We start from the raw sequence: 17,784 nt of genomic DNA, 5'->3' as shown, positions 1-17,784 counted from the left end.
GCTTTGCTTCATGCGACTATTGTCTGGGCTTCAAGCTTGCTCAATCACATCGCAGCGGTATTCGTGCAGAGAATCCCTAGAGTGTATGTCTATTTTCTGCTTTCGAAATTGTTGATCCCCTTTGGTTTTTTTTGTTGCCTGTTGTTCGTTTGGTTCTGCTAAATTTTGAAGAATCTCTCATTCGTGAAGTCGCCGGTGCAGGTGTGGGCGCTGAGGTGATACGGCTCCAAGTTTGGTAAGGATGATGAGGTTCCTTTGATATAGTCTGGTGAGGTGGGGTAGTCTTTGGTTGTCTGTCTTTCCTGTTCGACAAAGCCTGCTGACGGCAATCTCAACAACCTGTTTGCTGATCTCCAGGGGGCTCAATAGCTTGGCCGATTGAGTTCTGCTAAGTCATCGTCATTTTTTGCGAAACCGGCACATGAATTCTGGTGGATTGGGTATGGGGGTGTCTTTGCTATCCAGACTCTCCCAGGTGGGGCTCTCAGCTTTCTGGATCTGGCGGAGTCTGGAGGGTGCCTGATCTTGATGCGCAGTTTTCCAGGAGCTTTTTGGAGGTGGGTTAGCGGCTTGGGTGGATGCTCGCGCCTGTGTTCATGGTCTCTTGGTTCAATACGTTTGCGCTGTGCCTATCTGGCAATGGTTGTGCGGGGCTGATGTAAAAGCATGCGTGGGTTGTGCATCTGGGGCGAATCCGCAGCGCCATGGCGCCGATGCGGGGATCCCGCCTAGCGCGGATGTGGCGGCAGCTCAGGGCATATCGCATCCTTCTTCATATTGGAGAGCGGCACGACATCGTTCGATGTGGTCAGTCGGCTGTTGGTGGCGGCGTGAGGTCTTGCCGCAGGCAGCGAGCTTTGCGTTGCTGGGCTGGATTGGTTGTGCCGGTCTTTGTGTCTGGCAGCCCCAATTGGCCTGCCTAAGGGGCTGATAGGCAAAAACCTGTCTCAGGGTATACTCCAAAGGTTTTGCATGGTGCAAGACGCACGCCAGCGGCCGTTCCAGCTGCTGGCGCAAGTAAAACCATGGCCTGCTTTCACGCTAGGCCACATCAAAGGAAAAACATGATCGCATCCTCCATCAAGGCTGAAGTCGTCAAGGCGAACGCCCGTGCTGCCAATGACACTGGTAGCCCAGAAGTGCAAGTGGCCCTGCTGACCGCCCGCATCAACGAACTGACCCCCCACTTCAAGACGCATGCCAAGGACCACCATGGTCGTCGTGGCCTGCTGCGCATGGTGAGCCGTCGTCGCAAGCTGCTGGACTATCTGAAGGCCAAGGACGCTGACCGTTACACCGCGCTGATTGCCAAGTTGGGTCTGCGCAAGTAATTTTCATTGCATGCGAAAACGCCTGGGTTAGTCCGCTAGCTCAGGCGTTTTTTACTTCGGAGCCGCAAAACAGAGCGAAGCTGTGTCATTCCAATGAAGTTGCCGCCAAGCATTGGTGGGCTGGTTCACTGGAATGGCATCGTGTTCTGAATTGCCCTCCGTGACAATCTGGTAGCGCGCTACCAGCTATTAAAACAGGAGCTGAACATGAGCATTTTCAACAAAGTTACCAAGTCTTTCCAGTGGGGCGACAAGACCGTCGTCATGGAAACGGGCGAGATCGCCCGCCAGGCCTCTGGCGCCGTGTTGGTGAACATCGATGACACCGTGGTGCTGGCCACCGTGGTGGGGTCCAAGATTGCCAAGGCTGGCCAGGACTTTTTCCCGCTGACCGTGGACTACATTGAGAAGACCTACGCCGCTGGCAAGATTCCCGGCAGCTTCTTCAAGCGCGAAGCCAAGCCCAGCGAACTCGAAACGCTGACCAGCCGCCTGATCGACCGCCCGATCCGCCCGCTGTTCCCCGAGGGTTTCTACAACGACGTGCATGTGGTCATCCACACCATCTCGTTGAACCCCGAAGTGGACGCTGACATCGCCGCCATGATTGCCGTGAGCGCCGCGTTGTCGATCTCCGGCATTCCTTTCAATGGCCCCATCGGCGCAGCGCGTGTGGGCTACATCAACGGCGAGTACGTTCTGAACCCTGGTCAGACCCTGCGCAAGAACTCGCAGATGGACCTGGTCGTGGCAGGCACTGAGGCCGCCGTGTTGATGGTTGAGTCCGAAGCGCAGCAATTGCCCGAAGACGTGATGCTGGGCGCCGTGGTGTTCGGCCACGAGCAGGGCAAGATCGCCATCAACGCCATCCATGAACTGGTGCGCGACGCTGGCAAGCCTGTGTGGGACTGGCAAGCGCCGGCCAAGGACGAGCCTTTCATCGCCAAGGTGACTGGCCTGGCCGAAGAAAAGCTGCGCGCCGCCTACCAAATCCGCAGCAAACAAGCCCGCACGCATGCCCTGCGCGAAGCCACGGCGTCCGTGTTTGCATCGCTCAAGGCCGAAGGCGTGGAGTTCGATTCCGTGAAGGTCGAGGGCCTGCTGTTCGAGATCGAGGCCAAGATTGTGCGCAGCCAGATCCTGGCGGGCGAGCCCCGCATCGACGGCCGCGACACGCGCACCGTGCGACCCATCGAGATCCGCAACTCCGTGCTGCCCCGCACGCACGGCTCCGCGCTGTTCACGCGTGGCGAAACCCAGGCGCTGGTGATCTCCACGCTGGGCACCGAGCGCGACGCGCAGCGCATCGACGCGCTGGCCGGCGAGTTCGAAGACCGCTTCATGTTCCACTACAACATGCCTCCCTTCGCCACCGGTGAAGTGGGCCGCATGGGCTCCACCAAGCGCCGTGAAATCGGCCACGGCCGCCTGGCCAAGCGCGCCCTCGTGGCCGTGCTGCCCACGAAGGAAGAATTCCCCTATACCATCCGTGTGGTGTCGGAGATCACCGAGTCCAATGGTTCTTCGTCGATGGCATCGGTCTGCGGCGGTTGCCTGTCCATGATGGACGCCGGCGTGCCCATGAAGGCGCACGTGGCTGGCATCGCCATGGGCCTGATCAAGGAAGACAACCGCTTTGCCGTGCTGACCGACATCCTGGGCGACGAAGATCACCTGGGTGACATGGACTTCAAGGTGGCTGGTACCACCAGCGGTATCACCGCGCTGCAGATGGACATCAAGATCCAGGGCATCACCAAGGAAATCATGCAGGTCGCCCTGGCGCAGGCCAAGGAGGCGCGCATGCACATCCTGGGCAAGATGCAGGAAGCCATGGGCGAGGCGAAGACAGAAGTGTCCAACTTCGCGCCCAAGCTCTACACGATGAAGATCAACCCCGAGAAGATCCGCGACGTGATCGGCAAGGGTGGGGCGGTGATTCGTGCGCTGACCGAGGAAACGGGCTGCCAGATCAACATCGAGGAAGACGGCACCATCACCATCGCCGCCACCGATGCAGCGAAGGCCGACGAGGCGAAGAAGCGCATTGAGCAGATCACGGCCGAGGTCGAGATCGGCAAGATCTACGAAGGCCCTGTGACCAAGATCCTGGATTTCGGCGCCCTGATCAACCTGCTGCCTGGCAAGGACGGCCTGCTGCACATCAGCCAGATTGCGCACGAGCGCGTCGAGAAGGTGTCCGACTACCTGACCGAAGGCCAGATCGTGAAGGTCAAGGTCATGGAAACCGACGAGAAGGGCCGCATCAAGCTGTCGATGAAGGTGCTGGCCGAGCGCCCCGCCGGTGGCAGCGACCGCCCCGCTCCTGCCGAGCGCGGTGATCGCGAGCCTCGCCGCGACCATGGTCGTGATGGCGGTCGCCAGCCTGCGGAGCAGCAGCAACAACAACAATCGCTGTTGTCGGACGGCGCGTCCGAGCAGGTGATTGGCTGAGTTGTTGGTTGCTATTGATTTTGTAGCTGTCTGCGTTCATCCATAGAGCGCAGGCGGCCTAAATCATTCCAATCTGACTTTCCATGGATCGCAATATGCGTGCAGTCGAGATCACGTCTTTTGGCGGGCCTCAGGTGCTGGCCCTGGGGAATCGCCCCAGGCCGGAGCCCGGCGCGGGTGAGCTGCTGATCCGCGTTGCCGCCAGTGGCATCAACCGTCCTGACGTGCTGCAGCGCATGGGGCACTACGCGCCACCGCCGGGCACCTCGGACCTACCGGGGCTGGAGGTGGCGGGGGTGGTGGAGTCTGGTGATGCCGCGGCGCTGGCCAAGGCGGGCATTCGTGTGGGCGACCGCGTGTGCGCGCTGGTGGCTGGTGGTGGCTATGCCGAATGGTGTGTCGCTCCAGTGGCTCAGTGTTTGCCGGTGCCCGATGGGCTGAGTGACGTGGAGGCAGCATCGCTGCCGGAGACGTTCTTCACGGTGTGGAGCAACGTGTTCGATCGGGGTCGCCTGCAGGCGGGTGAGACCTTGCTGGTGCAGGGTGGGACCAGCGGCATTGGCGTCACGGCGATCCAGTTGGCGCGGGCGCTCGGTGCGGTGGTCATTGCCACGGCGGGCAGCGACGAAAAATGCGCAGCCTGCCTTGCGCTGGGTGCGCACCACGCTATCAATTACAAGTCGCAAGACTTTGTGGCAGAGGCGCGGCGCATCACGGAAGGGCGGGGCGTGGATGTGGTGCTCGACATGGTCGCTGGCGACTACGTGGCGCGGGAGGTGGAGTGCCTGGCCGAAGATGGCCGCCTGGTCATCATCGCGGTGCAGGGCGGGGTCAAGAGTGACTTCAATGCGGGGCTGGTTCTGCGGCGCCGCCTCACCATCACCGGGTCTACGTTGCGTCCGCGCTCCGTCGCATTCAAGGGTGCTATTGCCAATGCGTTGCGTGAGCGGGTGTGGCCCTTGTTGGCGGCGGGCAAGGTGCGCCCAGTCATTCACAGCACGTTTGCTGCGGCAGATGCATCTCAAGCCCATGCCCTGATGGAATCGAACCAGCATATCGGCAAGATTGTTTTGACGTGGTAACCATGAACAACAAGAAAAAACTCATCGCAGGCAACTGGAAAATGAATGGCAGCCTGGCTGCCAACGAGGTGTTGCTGAAGGCGCTCATCGCAGGTCTGGATGATGTGGCTTGCGACGTGGCAGTGGCGGTGCCCGCGCCGTATCTGGCACAAGTGCAGGCGCTCACCGCTGGGACGGTGGTCGCGGTAGCGGCCCAGGACGTTTCCCGGTACGAGTCGGGGGCCTACACCGGCGAGGTCTCCGTGGCGATGCTGAAGGACTTTGGTGTGCGTTATGCCCTGGTGGGGCACTCGGAGCGTCGCCAATACCATGGCGAAACCGACGTGGCGGTGGCGGAGAAGGCGCAGCGTGCCCTGGCCGCCGGCGTCACTCCCATCGTTTGTGTGGGGGAAACCTTGCAGGAGCGCGAAGCAGGCCAGACCGAAGCCGTGGTCAAGCGCCAGCTGGCGGCGGTGATCCATCTCAATGGTCACTGCATCAGCGAGATCGTGGTGGCGTACGAGCCTGTTTGGGCCATTGGCACGGGGCGCACGGCATCTCCAGAGCAAGCGCAGGCGGTCCATGCGGTGTTGCGCGCGCAACTCTCGGCAGCCAGCGAACATGCCGACCGCATTCGCCTGCTGTATGGCGGCAGCATGAATGCGGGCAACGCGGCACAGTTGCTGGCCCAGCCGGACATCGATGGTGGACTGGTGGGGGGTGCCTCGTTGAAGGCGGCCGACTTTTTGCAAATCATTGCGGCAGCCCGCTAAGGCTGCCGAAGCTATTCAATCAGGAGTGAACAGAGAATGAACGTGATCGTGAATGTGATTTTGGCGGTGCAGATGTTGGCGGCGCTGGTGATGATTGGCCTGATCCTCATCCAGCATGGCAAGGGGGCTGACATGGGCGCCGCATTTGGCAGCGGAAGCTCGGGCAGCCTGTTTGGCGCCAGTGGCAGTGCCAACTTCTTGTCGCGCAGTACCGGGGTGTTGGCCGCAGTCTTTTTTGTGTCCACGCTGGCGCTGGCCTATTTTGGCAACGCCCGCCCGGCCAGCTCTGGCAGTGTGCTGGAGGCTCCTGCTGCTGTGGCGCCCGCCGCTGCGACTCCAGATGCTGCAGTTGCTCCTGCTGTGCCTGCATCGGGCGCGGCGCAAATTCCGACCAAATAATCTGCACTAAATTGGGCCCTGCAAGCTGAAGCAGGGTTTTTCCGGAGTAGAATCCGGGATTGTCTGGAAAGCCAAAACCGCAAGGTTCCTCATGCCATCCAGACGCAGCAACCAGCCGTCGTGGTGAAATTGGTAGACACGCTATCTTGAGGGGGTAGTGGCGAAAGCTGTGCGAGTTCGAGTCTCGCCGACGGCACCAAAACAAAGGCCTCCCCGCATGACCCATCCGGGCTCATGTCGGGCAAGGCTACAGCGGTGAGCACATCCTCAAGATGAACCTCGATCAGTACCTCCCCGTCCTTTTGTTCATCTTGGTTGGCATCGCCGTTGGCGTTGTCCCCCTCGTACTCGGCTACATACTGGGCCCCAATCGCCCGGATGCCGCAAAGAACTCCCCCTACGAATGTGGCTTTGAAGCCTTCGAGGATGCGCGCATGAAGTTCGATGTGCGCTACTACCTCGTGGCCATTCTCTTCATTCTGTTCGACCTCGAAATCGCGTTCCTCTTCCCCTGGGCGGTAACGCTGCATGATGTGGGCATGGCGGGCTTCGTGGCGGTCGTGATCTTCCTGGCCATCCTCGTAGTGGGCTTTGTCTACGAGTGGAAAAAGGGTGCCCTGGATTGGGAATGAGCGGGCTTCAACAAGGATCGATGCAATGATTGAAGGCGTGATGAAGGAAGGCTTCATCACCACGAGTTACGACTCCGTGGTGAATTGGGCCAAGACCGGTTCTCTGTGGCCGATGACTTTTGGCCTGGCCTGTTGTGCTGTCGAGATGATGCACGCGGCAGCGGCCCGATACGACATCGGCCGCTTCGGCGCCGAAGTGTTCCGTGCCAGCCCCCGTCAGTCCGACCTGATGATCGTGGCCGGCACGCTGTGCAACAAGATGGCACCGGCGCTGCGCAAGGTGTACGACCAGATGTCCGAGCCCCGCTGGGTGCTGTCGATGGGTTCATGCGCCAATGGCGGTGGTTACTACCACTACAGCTACTCCGTGGTGCGTGGGTGCGATCGCATTGTGCCTGTGGATGTGTACGTGCCAGGCTGCCCGCCCACGGCAGAAGCGCTGATCTACGGGATCATTCAGCTGCAGCAGAAGATTCGCCGCACCAACACCATTGCTCGTGTCTGAAGGGTTGATGATGACTGCTGTTGCCATTCGGCCTGAAAAACTCAAAGACAACATTGCTGCCGCGCTTGGCGCCAAAGTCCGCCAGATCACGGTGGCCCTGGATGAAGTCACGCTGGTGGTGTCTGCTGCCGACTATCTGGATGCCATGCGCCTGCTGCGCGACGCCGAGGGGTGCCGCTTCGAGCAACTGGTGGATCTGTGTGGTGTGGATTACTCCGCGTATGGCGATGCCGTGAACGAAGGCGCGCGCTACTGTGTGGTGTCGCACCTGCTGTCGGTGAGCCTCAACCAGCGTGTGCGCGTGAAGGTGTTTTGCGCCGACGATGATTTCCCGGTGGTGGCATCGGTCTCCGATCTGTGGAACTCGGCCAATTGGTACGAGCGCGAGGCGTTTGACCTGTTCGGCATCGTGTTCGATGGCCACAACGACCTGCGCCGCATCCTGACCGACTATGGCTTTATCGGCCATCCCTTCCGCAAGGACTTCCCGCTGTCGGGCCATGTCGAGATGCGCTACGACGCTGAGCAGCGCCGGGTGGTCTACGAGCCCGTCTCGATCGAGCCGCGTGAAATCACGCCACGCATCATCCGCGAAGACAAGTACGGAGGCCTGCACTGAGGCGTTCGGCGCCCCATGTGAACCATCATGGCTGAAATCAAGAACTATTCCCTGAACTTTGGTCCACAGCATCCGGCTGCGCACGGTGTGTTGCGCCTGGTGCTGGAACTGGACGGCGAAGTCGTGCAGCGTGCCGACCCGCACATTGGCCTGCTACACCGTGCCACCGAAAAACTGGCCGAGCACAAGACCTACATCCAGTCGCTGCCCTACATGGACCGCCTGGACTACGTGTCCATGATGTCCAACGAGCACGCTTACTGCCTGGCCATCGAAAAGCTGCTGGGCCTGGAAGTGCCGGTGCGCGCTCAGTACATCCGCGTGATGTTCTCCGAGATCACGCGGCTGCTGAACCACCTGATGTGGCTGGGTTCGCACGGCAATGACTGCGGCAGCTCCACCATCCTGATCTACACCTTCCGCGAACGCGAAGACCTGTTCGACATGTACGAGGCCGTCTCCGGCGCGCGCATGCACGCGGCGTACTTCCGTCCGGGCGGTGTGTACCGCGACCTGCCGGACAGCATGCCGCAGTACAAGGTCAGCAAGATCAAGAATGCCAAGGCATTGGAGGCGCTGAACCAGAACCGCCAGGGCTCGCTGCTGGACTTCATCGACGATTTCACGAAACGCTTCCCTGGCTGCGTGGACGAGTACGAGACGCTGCTGACCGATAACCGCATCTGGAAGCAGCGCACCGTGGGTATTGGCGTGGTGCCACCCGAGCGTGCACTGAATCTGGGCATGACCGGCCCCATGATCCGAGGCTCTGGCATTGCCTGGGACCTGCGCAAGACGCAGCCCTACGATGTCTACGACCGCGTGGATTTCGACGTGCCTGTGGGCAAGACCGGCGACTGCTACGACCGCTATCTGGTGCGTGTGCAGGAGATGCGCGAGTCCAACCGCATCATCAAGCAGTGCGTGGACTGGTTGCGCGCCAATCCGGGCCCTGTCATCACTGACAACCACAAGGTGGCGGCACCTGCGCGCGAATCCATGAAGTCCAACATGGAAGAGCTGATCCATCATTTCAAGCTCTTCACCGAAGGTTTCCACGTGCCCGAAGGCGAAGCCTATGCCGCCGTGGAACACCCCAAGGGCGAGTTTGGCATCTATCTGGTCAGCGATGGCGCCAACAAACCTTACCGCCTCAAGATTCGTGCGCCTGGTTTTGCGCATCTCGCCACCTTGGACGAAATGGCCCGTGGCCACATGATCGCCGACGCCGTGGCCATCATTGGCACCATGGATATCGTGTTCGGGGAGATCGACCGATGAACAGCAGCAATACCAAGATCACCGAGGCGACGCTGGCGCGCTTTGCACGCGAAGTGGCCAAGTACCCGCCCGAGCAAGCGCAGTCGGCCGTGATGGCCTGTCTGTCCATCGTGCAGCAGGAGCAGGGCTGGGTCAGCGCCGAGAGCGAGGCCGTGATCGCCGACTACCTGGGCATGGCCCAGATCGCGGTGCACGAAGTCACCACGTTCTACAACATGTACAACCAGCAGCCGACGGGCAAGTACAAGCTCAACGTTTGCACCAACCTGCCTTGCCAGTTGCGCGACGGTCAGAAGGCGCTGCACCACCTTGAAAAGAAGCTCGGCGTGGCCATGGGCGAGACCACGGCTGACGGCCTGTTCACCCTGCAGCAGTGCGAGTGCCTGGGCGCCTGCGCCGATGCGCCCGTGATGCTCGTCAATGACCGCACGATGTGCAGCTTCATGGACAACGACAAGCTCGATCAACTGGTAGACGGCCTGCGCGCGGCGGAAGGACAAGCATGACCACTGCTGCACAGATCCTCTCGCAGTTCCAGGCCACAGGCGTCCAGACCTGCTTCCACGACCGCCACATTAACCCGCAGATTTACGCGGGCCTGGACGGCACGAACTGGAGCATCAAGGACTACGAAGCGCGCGGCGGCTACGCTGCGCTGCGCAAGATCCTGGGCACCGACGGCGGTGAGCCGCTCACACAGGACCAGGTCATCGCTACCGTCAAGGAATCGGGCCTGCGTGGCCGCGGCGGTGCGGGCTTCCCCACCGGTCTCAAGTGGAGCTTCATGCCCCGCTCGTTCCCTGGCCAGAAGTACCTCGTCTGCAATTCCGACGAAGGTGAGCCGGGCACGTGCAAGGACCGTGACATCCTGCAGTTCAACCCGCACATCGTCATCGAAGGCATGATCATCGCCGCCTACGCGATGGGCATTTCCGTGGGCTACAACTACATCCACGGCGAGATCTTCCAGACCTACGACCGCTTCGAGGCGGCGCTGGAAGAGGCGCGCGCTGCGGGATACCTGGGCGACAAGATCCTGGGCAGCAACTTCAGCTTCCAGCTCCATGCGGCGCACGGCTTCGGTGCCTACATCTGCGGCGAAGAGACTGCGCTGCTCGAATCGCTGGAAGGCAAGAAGGGTCAGCCCCGCTTCAAACCACCGTTCCCTGCGAGCTTCGGCCTCTACGGCAAGCCCACCACGATCAACAACACCGAGACCTTCGCGGCTGTGCCGTGGATCATTCGCAACGGTGGCGCAGCGTATCTGGAGTGCGGCAAGCCCAACAACGGCGGCACCAAGATTTTCTCGGTCTCTGGCGACGTCGAGAAGCCTGGCAACTACGAAGTGCCTCTGGGTACGCCGTTCGCCAAGCTGCTCGAACTGGCCGGTGGTGTGCGCAAGGGCCGCCAGCTCAAGGCCGTGATCCCTGGCGGTTCGTCCGCCCCCGTGCTGCCCGCGTCCATCATCATGGAATGCACGATGGACTATGACTCCATCGCCAAGGCCGGCTCCATGCTGGGCTCGGGTGCTGTGATCGTGATGGACGACTCCCGCAGCATGGTCGAGAGCCTGCTGCGCCTGTCGTACTTCTACTCGCACGAATCCTGCGGCCAGTGCACGCCCTGCCGCGAAGGCACGGGCTGGATGTGGCGCGTGATCGACCGGATCCAGCATGGCCAGGGACGCGAAGGCGACCTCAACCTGCTCAATTCGGTGGCGGACAACATCCAGGGCCGCACCATCTGTGCGCTGGGTGACGCGGCGGCCATGCCGGTGCGCGCCATGATCAAGCACTTCCGTCCGGAATTCGAAGCGCTGATCCGCCAAGAGAAGACCCCTCAGGCTTCCACCTCCGCCTGATCGCGAGAAACGCATATGGTTGAAATCGAACTCGACGGGCAGAAAGTAGAAGTCGCTGAAGGCTGCATGGTGATGCATGCTGCCGAAAAAGCTGGCACCTACATTCCCCATTTCTGTTACCACAAGAAGCTTTCCATCGCCGCCAACTGCCGCATGTGCCTGGTGGATGTGGAAAAGGCTCCCAAGCCCATGCCCGCCTGCGCCACGCCGGTGACGCAAGGCATGATCGTGCGCACCAAGAGCGACAAGGCCATCAAGGCCCAGCAGTCGGTCATGGAGTTTCTGCTGATCAACCACCCGCTGGACTGCCCCATCTGTGACCAGGGCGGTGAGTGCCAGCTGCAGGATCTGGCTGTGGGCTACGGTGGCTCTTCTTCGCGCTATGAAGAAGAAAAGCGCGTGGTGCCCGTCAAGGATGTGGGCCCGCTGATTTCCATGCAGGAAATGAGCCGCTGCATCCACTGCACCCGCTGCGTGCGTTTCGGCCAGGAAGTGGCCGGCGTGATGGAGTTGGGCATGATCCACCGCGGCGAGCATTCCGAGATCACGACGGTTACGGGTGATACGGTGGACTCCGAGCTGTCGGGCAACATGATCGACATCTGCCCTGTGGGTGCCCTCACCAGCAAGCCGTTCCGCTACAGCGCCCGCACCTGGGAGTTGTCGCGCCGCCGCTCGGTGAGCCCGCATGATTCGACCGGTGCCAACCTGATTGTCCAGGTCAAGAACCACAAGGTCATGCGCGTGGTGCCCCTGGAAAACGAAGCTGTCAACGAGTGCTGGATTGCCGACCGCGACCGTTTCTCCTACGAAGCGCTCAACGGTGAAGACCGCCTGACCCAGCCCATGCTCAAGCAGGGTGGGGTGTGGAAGGAAGTCGATTGGCAGACCGCGCTGGAATACGTGGCCAATGGTCTGAAGAACATCAAGAACGACCACGGCGCCAGCAGCATCGGTGCGTTGGTCAGCCCGCACAGCACCGTGGAAGAGCTGTACCTCGCCTCCGCGCTGATGCGTGGCATCGGCAGTGACAACATTGACTACCGCCTGCGCAACGCCGAGTTCGCTGCACCCGAAGGTATCCGCTGGCTGGGCACGTCCATCGCCTCCCTGTCCACGCTGCAACGCGTGCTGGTGGTGGGCTCGAATCTGCGCAAGGACCATCCGCTGTTTGCCCAGCGCATTCGCCAGGCTGCACGCCACGGCTGCCAGGTCAGCGCCATCGCATCGGTGGCCCAGGACTGGGCCATGCCCGTGCAATCCTTCGTGGCGCAAGGCGCTGCGGAATGGATGCAGACGCTGGGCGGTATTGCGTCCGCAGTGGCCCAGGAGAAAGGCATTGCTGCGCCCCAAGGCGCGACTGCTGCCAGCGAGGCTGCCCAAGTCATCGCCCGCTCTTTGCTGGGCGGCGAGCGCAAGGCTGTGCTGCTGGGCAATGCCGCTGCACACCATGCACAGGCCAGCCAGCTGCTGGCGCTTGCCAACTGGATCGGTGAGAACACTGGCGCGAGCGTGGGTTACCTCACGGAAGCCGCCAACACGGTGGGTGCGCAGTTTGCGGGCGCTCACCCTGTCAATGGCGGTCTGAATGCGGCTCAAATGCTCTCCGGTGGTTTGAAGGCGGCAGTGCTGCTGAACACCGAGCCAGTCCATGACTCGGCTGCGGGTGCGCAGGCTGCCACTGCCCTGTCTGGTGCAGAGATGGTGGTCACGTTGAGCCCCTTCAAGGCCAACATGGAGTTCAGTGACGTTCTGTTGCCAATTGCTCCGTTCACGGAAACCTCGGGCAGCTTCGTCAATGCCGAAGGCCGCCTGCAAAGTTTCCATGCCGTGGTGCGCCCCCTGGGTGACACCCGCCCTGCGTGGAAGGTCCTGCGCGTGCTGGCCAATCTGCTGGGCGTGCCGGGCTTCGACTTCGAAACCTCGCAGGACGTGCTGGCCCGTGCCACCAATGCTCCAGCGGGCACGGTCACACAAGTACCGGCCGCGCAGCTGTCGAATGCTGTGAAGGCGGCGCTTGCGACCGCGGCCGCTGCTGGCGAACCCGTCGTGGCTTCCATCTATCAACTGGACGGCTTGGTGCGCCGTTCCACGTCGCTGCAGCTTACTGCCGACGCGCGCATGGCACGTGAAGGAGTGGCCGCATGATCGACGCGATCTACAACGCGGGCCTGAACCTGCTCTCCTTTGGCTGGTGGACCGGCATCGTCTGGCCGGTACTCTGGATCCTGATCAAGATCGTCTGCATCCTGGCGCCCCTGATGGGTGCAGTGGCCTACCTCACCTTGTGGGAACGCAAGCTGCTGGGTTTCATGCAAGTGCGCCACGGCCCCAACCGCGTGGGTCCCATGGGTCTGCTGCAGCCGATTGCCGACGCGCTGAAGCTGCTGACCAAGGAAATCATCCAGCCGACCGCTGCGAGCAAGGGCCTGTTCGTGTTGGGCCCGGTCATGGCCATCATGCCGGCGCTGGCCGCCTGGGTGGCGATTCCCTTTGGTCCCGATGTGGCGCTGGCCAATGTCAACGCCGGTCTGCTGCTGGTGATGGCGATCACCTCCATCGAGGTGTACGGCGTGATCATTGCTGGCTGGGCATCAAACTCGAAGTACGCCTTCCTGGGCGCACTGCGCGCTTCGGCCCAGATGGTGAGCTATGAAATCGCCATGGGGTTCTGCTTCCTGGTGGTGATCATGGTCTCGGGCAGCATGAATCTGACCGAGATCGTCATGTCGCAGGCCAAGGGCATGGCGGCCGACAAGGGCCTGACCTTCCTGTCCTGGAACTGGCTGCCCCTGTTGCCCATCTTCCTGGTGTACCTGATCTCCGGCGTGGCCGAGACCAACCGCCACCCCTTCGACGTGGTCGAAGGTGAAGCCGAAATCGTGGCCGGCCACATGGTCGAGTATTCGGGTATGGGCTTCGCGATCTTCTTCCTGGCCGAATACGCCAGCATGTGGCTCGTGTCCATCCTGGCCGCGCTCATGTTCCTGGGCGGCTGGCTGTCGCCCATCGACAGCGCGTTGTTCAACTGGATTCCCGGTTGGATCTGGCTGGGTCTCAAGACCTTCCTCGTGGTGTCCATGTTCATCTGGATCCGCGCCACATTCCCACGCTTCCGTTATGACCAGATCATGCGTCTGGGCTGGAAGATCTTCATCCCGGTGACGCTGGTGTACCTGCTCTTTGTGGGCGGCTGGCTGCTCTCGCCCTGGAACATCTGGAAATAAGCGGGGACATCACACATGACTGCCGTTGTTGCTGCTGCACCTTTTTCGTTCAAAGACTTCTTCAAGAGCTTCATGCTCGTGGAACTGGTCAAGGGCATGGCCCTGACCGGCCGCTACGCGTTCCGCCGCAAGGTGACCGTGCAGTTCCCCGAAGAGAAGACGCCCCTGTCGCCCCGTTTCCGTGGTCTGCACGCGCTGCGCCGCTATGACAACGGCGAAGAGCGCTGCATTGCCTGCAAGCTGTGCGAGGCCGTGTGCCCCGCCATGGCCATCACGATTGAATCGGACGTGCGCGCCGATGGTTCGCGCCGTACCACACGCTACGACATCGACCTGACCAAGTGCATCTTCTGCGGTTTCTGCGAAGAAAGCTGCCCGGTGGATTCGATCGTTGAAACGCACATCTTCGAGTACCACGGCGAAAAACGTGGCGACCTGTATTTCACGAAAGACATGCTCCTGGCCGTGGGCGACCGGTACGAAGTTGAAATCGCGGCGGCCAAGGCTGCGGATGCCAAGTACCGCTGAGCGGTGCTGAGCGCGGCCTCTTTGCCAGACTTTCTATAAAGACCCGATTCATGGACGCCAAGACCGGTTTCTTCTATCTCTTCTCGGTGGTGCTGCTGTTTGCAGCCTTCCGGGTGATCACCGCGCGCAATCCCGTGCATGCGGTGCTCTACCTCATCCTTGCCTTTTCGCAGGCTGCCGCTGTGTGGCTGCTGCTCAAGGCGGAGTTCCTGGCCATCGCCCTGGTGCTGGTGTACCTGGGGGCCGTGATGGTGCTGTTCCTGTTCGTGGTGATGATGTTGGACATCCACATCGATACCGTGCGCAAGGGCTTCTGGAAGCATTTCCCGCTCGCTGCTTTCGTGGGCGCGCTGATCGCCCTGGAAATGGCCGCCGTGCTGATGGGTGGTTTCCGCGGTATGGACGAGCCCAAGGCAGTTGCCACTGTCGTGGATGCGGCCGGCCAGGTGGTGCCGTACTCCAATACCAAGGAACTGGGCAAGCTTCTGTACACCCAGTACCTGTACCCCGTTGAAATCGCGGCCGTGATCCTGTTGGTGGCCATGATCGCTGCCATTGCACTCACCCTGCGCCAGCGCAAGGACAGCAAGGCCATCAATCCTTCGTTGCAGATCCGGGTTCGCGCCAGCGATCGCCTGGAAGTCGTGAAGGTGGCTGCCACCCAGAAGGCGCAGCCCGAGGTGCCCGCCGAACCCGCCGCCGAGGAGAAAAAAGCATGACGCTGACTTTGGGCCACTTTCTCTCTCTGGGCGCGATGCTGTTCGCGCTGGCCGTGATCGGCATCTTCCTGAACCGCAAGAACCTGATCGTGCTGCTGATGGCGATCGAGTTGATGCTGCTGGCAGTGAACATGAACTTCGTGGCGTTCTCGCACTACCTGGGCGACATGCACGGGCAGGTGTTCGTGTTCTTCATCCTGACCGTGGCGGCCGCAGAGTCGGCCATTGGCCTCGCGATCCTGGTGCTGCTGTTCCGCAACAAGTCCAGCATCAACGCGGAAGACCTCAACACCCTCAAGGGCTGATGAGCCACCCGTATTCCCAAGGTTCTCAAGAATGAGTCAAACCCTCTCCGCTTCAACGCTCCTGGCCGTGCCACTGGCTCCGCTGGCGGGCGCTCTGCTGGCCGGTATCTTCGGCACAACCTTTGGTGGTAACTGGATTGGTCGCCGCCTGAGCCACACGCTGACGATCCTTGGCGTGCTTGTCGCTTTCATCCTCTCGGCCATGACGCTCAAGAGCGTGGCCGTGGATGGCGCCCGTTTCAACGAGACGCTCTACACCTGGATGGTGGTGGGTGGCTTGAAGATGGAAGTGGGTTTCCTGATCGACAGCCTCACGGCCATGATGATGGTGGTGGTGACCTTTGTGTCGCTGATGGTGCACATCTACACCATTGGCTACATGGAAGAGGATGACGGCTACAACCGTTTCTTCGCCTACATCTCGCTGTTCACGTTCTCCATGCTCATGCTGGTCATGAGCAACAACCTGCTGCAGCTGTTCTTCGGCTGGGAAGCTGTGGGCCTGGTGTCCTACCTGCTGATCGGCTTCTGGTTCAACAAGCCCACGGCGATTTTCGCCAACATGAAGGCGTTCCTGGTCAACCGTGTGGGTGACTTCGGCTTCATCCTGGGCATTGGCCTGATCGCTGCCTACACCGGCACTTTGAACTACAGCGAAATCTTCGCCAAGTCCGGCGAACTCGGTGCCCTGGCATTCCCCGGCACCGACTGGCTGCTGATCACTGTGATCTGCATCTGCCTGTTCATCGGCGCCATGGGCAAGTCCGCCCAGTTCCCGCTGCACGTGTGGCTGCCCGACTCGATGGAAGGCCCGACCCCCATCTCGGCACTGATCCACGCGGCCACCATGGTGACTGCCGGCATCTTCATGGTGTCGCGCATGTCGCCGCTGTTCGAGTTGTCGGACACCGCGCTCAATTTCATCCTGTGGATCGGTGCCATCACGGCGCTGTTCATGGGCTTCCTGGGCATCATCCAGAACGACATCAAGCGTGTGGTGGCCTACTCCACGCTGTCGCAGCTGGGATACATGACCGTGGCGCTGGGCGCTTCGGCCTATTCGGTGGCCGTGTTCCACCTGATGACCCATGCGTTCTTCAAGGCCCTGCTGTTCCTGGGTGCCGGCTCGGTCATCATGGGCATGCACCACAACCAGGACATCCGCTGGATGGGCGGCGTGCGCAAGTACATGCCCATCACCTGGATCACCTCGCTGCTGGGCTCGCTGGCGCTGATCGGTACGCCTTTGTTCGCGGGTTTCTACTCCAAGGACAGCATCATTGAGGCGGTCCATTTCAGCCAGTTGCCTGGCGCTGGTTTCGCGCACTTTGCCGTGCTGGCAGGCGTGTTCATCACGGCGTTCTATTCGTTCCGCATGTACTTCCTGGTCTTCCATGGCAAGGAGCGCTACGACCAGAACCCCGACGCGCACCACGACGACCACCATGGCCACGGCCACGATGACCACCACCACGAGCCGCATGAGTCGCCCTGGGTGGTGACCGTGCCGTTGATCCTGCTGGCCATTCCCTCGGTGGTGGTGGGCTTCATGTTCATCCAGCCCATGCTGTTTGGCGATTTCTTCAAGGATGTGATCTTTGTGGACGCGGCTAAGCACCCCGCGATGGCGAAGCTCGCAGAAATCTTCCACGGCCCCGTGGCCATGGCGGTGCACGGCCTGCAGACGGCCCCGTTCTGGCTGGCGCTGGCGGGTGTGGCTGCTTCGTACTACATGTACATGGTCAATCCGGCGCTGCCTGCGGCCCTCAAGCGTTTCTTCGAGTCGATCAAGGTCTACCAGCTGCTTGAAAACAAGTACGGCATGGACTGGATCAACGAAAACATCCTGGCCCGTGGCGCCCGCCTGTTGGGCGTGGGGCTGTGGAAGGGTGGTGATCAGGCAGTGATCGATGGTGCCCTGGTGAACGGCTCCTGGAAGGTCGTGCGGGGTGTGGCTGGCGTCGTGCGCTGGGTGCAGTCTGGCTTCATCTTCCACTACGCGCTGGTGATGATTCTGGGTGTCTTCGCTCTGATGACCTGGTTCGTCTGGGGCGACACGTTCCTGCAGCTCATCAAATAAGGAAAACAA

The 17,784-nt window shown here is 61.1% G+C and carries 17 protein-coding genes and 1 tRNA gene; all 18 read left to right on the top strand.

Going from position 1 to position 17,784, the window contains the following annotated elements; translation table 11 throughout:
• Window positions 1-1,064 precede the first annotated feature (1,064 nt).
• The 18 genes from rpsO (at window position 1,065) to nuoL (ending at window position 17,775) form a co-directional block, all read left to right on the top strand.
• Window positions 1,065-1,331 (top strand): 30S ribosomal protein S15, encoded by a 267-nt coding sequence (rpsO, locus tag AC07Z7_RS19705; RefSeq protein ID WP_005793232.1) that lies wholly within the window; start codon window positions 1,065-1,067, stop codon window positions 1,329-1,331.
• A 207-nt stretch (window positions 1,332-1,538) separates the two neighbouring features.
• Window positions 1,539-3,785, top strand: coding sequence for a polyribonucleotide nucleotidyltransferase (gene pnp, locus AC07Z7_RS19700; protein WP_494767373.1), 2,247 nt, complete (start codon window positions 1,539-1,541; stop codon window positions 3,783-3,785).
• Window positions 3,786-3,880: 95 nt separating this feature from the next.
• Window positions 3,881-4,867 (top strand): NAD(P)H-quinone oxidoreductase, encoded by a 987-nt coding sequence (locus AC07Z7_RS19695; RefSeq protein WP_494767374.1) that lies wholly within the window; start codon window positions 3,881-3,883, stop codon window positions 4,865-4,867.
• 2 nt (window positions 4,868-4,869) lie between these two features.
• Window positions 4,870-5,619, top strand: a complete 750-nt coding sequence (gene tpiA / locus AC07Z7_RS19690) for a triose-phosphate isomerase (protein WP_094285661.1) — start codon at window positions 4,870-4,872, stop codon at window positions 5,617-5,619.
• 36 nt (window positions 5,620-5,655) lie between these two features.
• Window positions 5,656-6,018 carry a preprotein translocase subunit SecG gene (secG, locus tag AC07Z7_RS19685; RefSeq protein WP_094285663.1) on the top strand — a complete coding sequence of 121 codons (363 nt, stop codon included), beginning with the start codon at window positions 5,656-5,658 and terminating at the stop codon, window positions 6,016-6,018.
• A 114-nt stretch (window positions 6,019-6,132) separates the two neighbouring features.
• Window positions 6,133-6,217 (top strand) — tRNA-Leu (locus tag AC07Z7_RS19680).
• 73 nt (window positions 6,218-6,290) lie between these two features.
• Window positions 6,291-6,650 (top strand): NADH-quinone oxidoreductase subunit A, encoded by a 360-nt coding sequence (locus AC07Z7_RS19675; RefSeq protein WP_494767372.1) that lies wholly within the window; start codon window positions 6,291-6,293, stop codon window positions 6,648-6,650.
• A 25-nt stretch (window positions 6,651-6,675) separates the two neighbouring features.
• Complete coding sequence (locus AC07Z7_RS19670) at window positions 6,676-7,155, top strand: NuoB/complex I 20 kDa subunit family protein (protein ID WP_007849129.1); 480 nt, start codon at window positions 6,676-6,678, stop codon at window positions 7,153-7,155.
• A gap of 10 nt (window positions 7,156-7,165) precedes the next feature.
• Window positions 7,166-7,774 (top strand): NADH-quinone oxidoreductase subunit C, encoded by a 609-nt coding sequence (locus AC07Z7_RS19665; protein ID WP_063461379.1) that lies wholly within the window; start codon window positions 7,166-7,168, stop codon window positions 7,772-7,774.
• 27 nt (window positions 7,775-7,801) lie between these two features.
• Window positions 7,802-9,055, top strand: coding sequence for an NADH-quinone oxidoreductase subunit D (locus tag AC07Z7_RS19660; protein WP_063461099.1), 1,254 nt, complete (start codon window positions 7,802-7,804; stop codon window positions 9,053-9,055).
• Entirely contained in the window at window positions 9,052-9,561 is a 510-nt protein-coding gene (gene nuoE / locus AC07Z7_RS19655; RefSeq protein WP_094285665.1) for an NADH-quinone oxidoreductase subunit NuoE, read from the top strand. The genes AC07Z7_RS19660 and nuoE overlap by 4 nt, the downstream gene beginning before the upstream one ends.
• A complete protein-coding gene (gene nuoF, locus AC07Z7_RS19650) occupies window positions 9,558-10,916 on the top strand; it encodes an NADH-quinone oxidoreductase subunit NuoF (protein WP_108616570.1) in 1,359 nt (452 codons plus the stop codon). Before nuoE ends, nuoF begins: the two co-directional genes overlap by 4 nt.
• 15 nt (window positions 10,917-10,931) lie before the next feature.
• Entirely contained in the window at window positions 10,932-13,064 is a 2,133-nt protein-coding gene (gene nuoG / locus AC07Z7_RS19645) for an NADH-quinone oxidoreductase subunit NuoG (protein ID WP_494767371.1), read from the top strand.
• On the top strand, window positions 13,061-14,143 hold the full coding sequence (nuoH, locus tag AC07Z7_RS19640; protein WP_063461095.1) for an NADH-quinone oxidoreductase subunit NuoH: 1,083 nt from the start codon (window positions 13,061-13,063) through the stop codon (window positions 14,141-14,143). Before nuoG ends, nuoH begins: the two co-directional genes overlap by 4 nt.
• Window positions 14,144-14,158: 15 nt before the next feature.
• Complete coding sequence (gene nuoI / locus AC07Z7_RS19635) at window positions 14,159-14,671, top strand: NADH-quinone oxidoreductase subunit NuoI (protein WP_494767370.1); 513 nt, start codon at window positions 14,159-14,161, stop codon at window positions 14,669-14,671.
• Between the two features lie 50 nt (window positions 14,672-14,721).
• Window positions 14,722-15,390 (top strand): NADH-quinone oxidoreductase subunit J, encoded by a 669-nt coding sequence (locus AC07Z7_RS19630; RefSeq protein ID WP_094285671.1) that lies wholly within the window; start codon window positions 14,722-14,724, stop codon window positions 15,388-15,390.
• Window positions 15,387-15,695 (top strand): NADH-quinone oxidoreductase subunit NuoK, encoded by a 309-nt coding sequence (nuoK, locus tag AC07Z7_RS19625; protein WP_005793248.1) that lies wholly within the window; start codon window positions 15,387-15,389, stop codon window positions 15,693-15,695. The genes AC07Z7_RS19630 and nuoK overlap by 4 nt, the downstream gene beginning before the upstream one ends.
• A 31-nt stretch (window positions 15,696-15,726) precedes the next feature.
• Window positions 15,727-17,775: an NADH-quinone oxidoreductase subunit L gene (gene nuoL, locus AC07Z7_RS19620; protein ID WP_494767369.1), complete on the top strand. Its 2,049-nt coding sequence runs from the start codon at window positions 15,727-15,729 to the stop codon at window positions 17,773-17,775.
• The last annotated feature ends 9 nt before the right edge of the window (window positions 17,776-17,784 follow it).

The organism is Acidovorax sp. GW101-11A03, assembly GCF_059424825.1.
Note: the sequence above shows the minus strand (reverse complement) of the source record. Positions and strands in the feature narration are given on the sequence as shown.

What these genes read in the sequence shown, in the direction of transcription:
- rpsO (WP_005793232.1), top strand. Translation starts at nt 1,065, where the DNA reads ATGATCGCATCCTCCATCAAGGCTGAAGTCGTCAAGGCGAACGCCCGT.
- pnp (WP_494767373.1), top strand. Translation starts at nt 1,539, where the DNA reads ATGAGCATTTTCAACAAAGTTACCAAGTCTTTCCAGTGGGGCGACAAG.
- AC07Z7_RS19695 (WP_494767374.1), top strand. Translation starts at nt 3,881, where the DNA reads ATGCGTGCAGTCGAGATCACGTCTTTTGGCGGGCCTCAGGTGCTGGCC.
- tpiA (WP_094285661.1), top strand. Translation starts at nt 4,870, where the DNA reads ATGAACAACAAGAAAAAACTCATCGCAGGCAACTGGAAAATGAATGGC.
- secG (WP_094285663.1), top strand. Translation starts at nt 5,656, where the DNA reads ATGAACGTGATCGTGAATGTGATTTTGGCGGTGCAGATGTTGGCGGCG.
- AC07Z7_RS19675 (WP_494767372.1), top strand. Translation starts at nt 6,291, where the DNA reads ATGAACCTCGATCAGTACCTCCCCGTCCTTTTGTTCATCTTGGTTGGC.
- AC07Z7_RS19670 (WP_007849129.1), top strand. Translation starts at nt 6,676, where the DNA reads ATGATTGAAGGCGTGATGAAGGAAGGCTTCATCACCACGAGTTACGAC.
- AC07Z7_RS19665 (WP_063461379.1), top strand. Translation starts at nt 7,166, where the DNA reads ATGACTGCTGTTGCCATTCGGCCTGAAAAACTCAAAGACAACATTGCT.
- AC07Z7_RS19660 (WP_063461099.1), top strand. Translation starts at nt 7,802, where the DNA reads ATGGCTGAAATCAAGAACTATTCCCTGAACTTTGGTCCACAGCATCCG.
- nuoE (WP_094285665.1), top strand. Translation starts at nt 9,052, where the DNA reads ATGAACAGCAGCAATACCAAGATCACCGAGGCGACGCTGGCGCGCTTT.
- nuoF (WP_108616570.1), top strand. Translation starts at nt 9,558, where the DNA reads ATGACCACTGCTGCACAGATCCTCTCGCAGTTCCAGGCCACAGGCGTC.
- nuoG (WP_494767371.1), top strand. Translation starts at nt 10,932, where the DNA reads ATGGTTGAAATCGAACTCGACGGGCAGAAAGTAGAAGTCGCTGAAGGC.
- nuoH (WP_063461095.1), top strand. Translation starts at nt 13,061, where the DNA reads ATGATCGACGCGATCTACAACGCGGGCCTGAACCTGCTCTCCTTTGGC.
- nuoI (WP_494767370.1), top strand. Translation starts at nt 14,159, where the DNA reads ATGACTGCCGTTGTTGCTGCTGCACCTTTTTCGTTCAAAGACTTCTTC.
- AC07Z7_RS19630 (WP_094285671.1), top strand. Translation starts at nt 14,722, where the DNA reads ATGGACGCCAAGACCGGTTTCTTCTATCTCTTCTCGGTGGTGCTGCTG.
- nuoK (WP_005793248.1), top strand. Translation starts at nt 15,387, where the DNA reads ATGACGCTGACTTTGGGCCACTTTCTCTCTCTGGGCGCGATGCTGTTC.
- nuoL (WP_494767369.1), top strand. Translation starts at nt 15,727, where the DNA reads ATGAGTCAAACCCTCTCCGCTTCAACGCTCCTGGCCGTGCCACTGGCT.